Source organism: Streptococcus mitis SK575, assembly GCF_000257865.1.
Taxonomy (GTDB): Bacteria; Bacillota; Bacilli; order Lactobacillales; family Streptococcaceae; genus Streptococcus; species Streptococcus mitis_CQ.
Genome location: NZ_AICU01000051.1, coordinates 1 through 3188 on the forward strand (window position 1 = coordinate 1; position 3188 = coordinate 3188).

General features: G+C 35.5%; 2 protein-coding genes. Both read left to right on the top strand.

Annotation, left to right across the window (positions count from 1 at the left end; genetic code table 11):
- The coding region (locus HMPREF1048_RS06460) for a pneumococcal-type histidine triad protein (protein WP_000306059.1) at positions 1–1456 on the top strand (1456 nt) is incomplete at its 5' end.
- 399 nt (positions 1457–1855) lie between these two features.
- Positions 1856–3188 (top strand): pneumococcal-type histidine triad protein (locus HMPREF1048_RS06465; RefSeq protein ID WP_000700516.1); only part of this gene is annotated, 1333 nt, incomplete at its 3' end.

The following is a 3188-nucleotide window of genomic DNA, read 5'->3' on the forward strand; positions in this document are numbered from 1 at the left end:
TAGAATTATTCCGTTAAAAGGGCAAAATGGATTAAATCAAATTGGTACAGATATTAAACCTTTAGTATCAAAAGAAGTAGTTCATAAGTTCTTAGGACAACCAATCAAAGCTTATGGAAAAGGTTTAGATGGTAAACCTTATGATACGAGTGATGGATACATATTTAGCAAAGATTCCATCGATTCTGTTGATAAATCAGGTGTTATTGCCAAACACGGAGAACATTTCCATTATATGGGATATGGTGAATTAGAACAATTCGAATTGGATGAAGTTGCTAAATGGATTCAAGAAACTGGTAAAAATCCAGATGACATCGTTTCTTTAGTTCACTCAGATGAGAAGGAAAGACCAAAGTTTGATTATAAAAAAGTAACTAATAAAGTTTCTAGAAATAGTAAAGTTGGTTATATAATTAATGAAGGTGGTAAAGATTATTTTTATTCACGTGAAGAACTCGATCTTACTCAAATAGCTTTTTCTGAGCAGGAACTAATGCTTAAAGATAAAGATAATTATCGTTATGATATTGTAGAAACAGAAATTAAACCAAGATTAGCTGTTGATGTATCTAGCTTGCCTATGCATGCAGCCAATACTACGTATGATACTGGAACTTCTTTCATTATTCCGCATATCGATCACATTCACGTCGTACCTTATTCTTGGTTAAATAGTGAGCAAATAGCAACTATAAAATATGTAATGCAACATCCTGATGTGCGTCCTGAAGTTTGGTCAAAACCAGGTCATGATGATGCTGGATCTGTTATTGCTAATGTAACTCCTCTTGAAAAACGGTCTGGAATGCAGAATTGGCAAATTATTCATTCTGCGGAAGAAGTTCAGAAAGCACTTAAAGAAGGCAAGTTTGCAACTCCTGATGGTTATATTTTTGATCCTCAGGATGTATTGGCAAAGGGAACCTATATTTGGGCAGATAAATCTTTCAGTATTCCAAAAGCTAGCGGTGGCTCGTTGAGAAGTATCACTCAGTCTGACTTATCAGAGAAAGAGTGGAAACAAGCTCAAGAGTTGATAGCTAAAAGAAATGAAGTAAAAGAAGCAACAAATGCTTCTTCTGATTCACATCTAGTTTCTTCAGATAAGAAATCGGAAACAAAGAAAGATGCAACGGATTCAAACAAAGTTGATGAACAACCAAAGGATAATAAATCTCAAAATGAGGCAGATGCGACTAGCAGCAATCCTTCAGTCGAAAAAGTTGGTGAAAAAGAAAAATCACATACAGAAAATAAAGAAGATGATTATGATGAGATACCAGATTATGGATTAGATAAGGATACTTTAAAAAATCATATAAATCAAATAGCACAAATTGCTCAAATTGATTCTAAATACCTTATTTTTTCTTCAGAAGGTGTTCAATTTTATAATAAGAATGGGGATTTAGTAACCTATGATATTAAAACTCTTAAGCAAATAAAACCTTAGAATATTTTGACTAATAATAATCTACTTGAAAGGACATTGTTCTATTTTTGGATAGAATAACGTCCTTTTTATTCTGTATATCGAATTGAAGTTAGAATGCTACATTCTGGTTTCTAAAACATTGTTAGAAATTGGTTTTATAATAGATTGAATCTACAAAAGTACGTAGTAATTACTAAAACATTTCTAGAAATTAATTTGAATTTCCTAATACATTTGTTCACATCTTATCTCAATCTATGATAATTCCCTAATCAATTTGTTTGGTTTTTATTTCATTTCACTATTTATACGAAAAATTCTTGACAAGTAATACTAAAAAGAGTAAACTATTAACTAGTTAATTAACCGGTTTATCATTTTGTTGTGAATCAAATAGATTTTAGAAAAGAGATAAGAATGAAAATCAATAAAAAATATGTAGCAGGTTCAGTGGCAGTTCTTGCCCTAAGTGTTTGTTCCTATGAACTTGGACGGTACCAAGCTGGTCAAGTTAAGAAAGATTCTAATCGAGTTACTTATATAGATGGTGATCAGGCTGGTCAAAAGGCAGAGAATTTGACACCAGATGAAGTCAGTAAGAGAGAGGGAATCAACGCCGAACAAATCGTCATCAAGATTACGGATCAAGGTTATGTGACCTCTCATGGAGACCATTATCATTACTATAATGGCAAGGTTCCTTATGACGCTATCATCAGTGAAGAACTCCTCATGAAAGATCCGAATTATCAGTTGAAGGATTCAGACATTGTCAATGAAATTAAGGGTGGATATGTGATTAAGGTAGACGGGAAATACTATGTTTACCTCAAAGATGCTGCCCACGCGGATAATATTCGGACAAAAGAAGAGATTAAACGTCAGAAGCAGGAACATAGTCATAGTCATAATCATAATTCAAGTACAGATAATGCTGTTGCTGAAGCCAGAGCCCAAGGACGTTATACAACGGATGACGGTTATATCTTCAACGCATCTGATATCATCGAAGATACGGGTGATGCTTATATTGTTCCTCATGGCAATCACTTCCACTATATTCCTAAGAGTGATTTGTCTGCTAGTGAATTAGCTGCCGCCCAAGCCTTCTTATCTGGAAAAGGTGGGCAATTAAGTACGGTTGAATATCGTTCTAGCAGAGCTGAAACAAGATCTAGTGTGAGAACGAGTCCATCTGAGGCTCCTCAAGATTCTTCCAAAGCTCCTGAAAGTCAAAGTGAAGATTTAGCTAGTCTCCTTCAAGAATTGTACGCCTTACCACTTAGCCAACGTCATGTGGAGTCTGATGGCTTGGTGTTTGACCCAGCACAGATTACAAAACGTACTACCAATGGTGTTGCAGTTCCTCACGGGGATCATTTCCATTTCATCCCTTATTCGCAAATGTCTGCTTTGGAAGAAAAATTGGCTCGAAATCTTCCAATTGGAGGTCAGCCAGTTCAAAGTCATTCTGATAATACGAAACCAAGAAGTACAGATAAACCAAGTTCAACACCAAGTTCACCGATTAAACCAAACTTTAATCTCAATATGCAGGCACCAAATCGAGGAACTGGAGGCGCTTATACAACGGATGATGGGTATGTCTTTAGTCCGTCAGATGTGATTGAAGATACAGGAGACGCTTTTATTGTACCGCACGGCAACCATTTTCACTATATACCAAAAGGCGCTTTGTCTGCTAGTGAATTAGCTGCCGCCCAAGCCTATTGGAATGGTAAACAGGGTT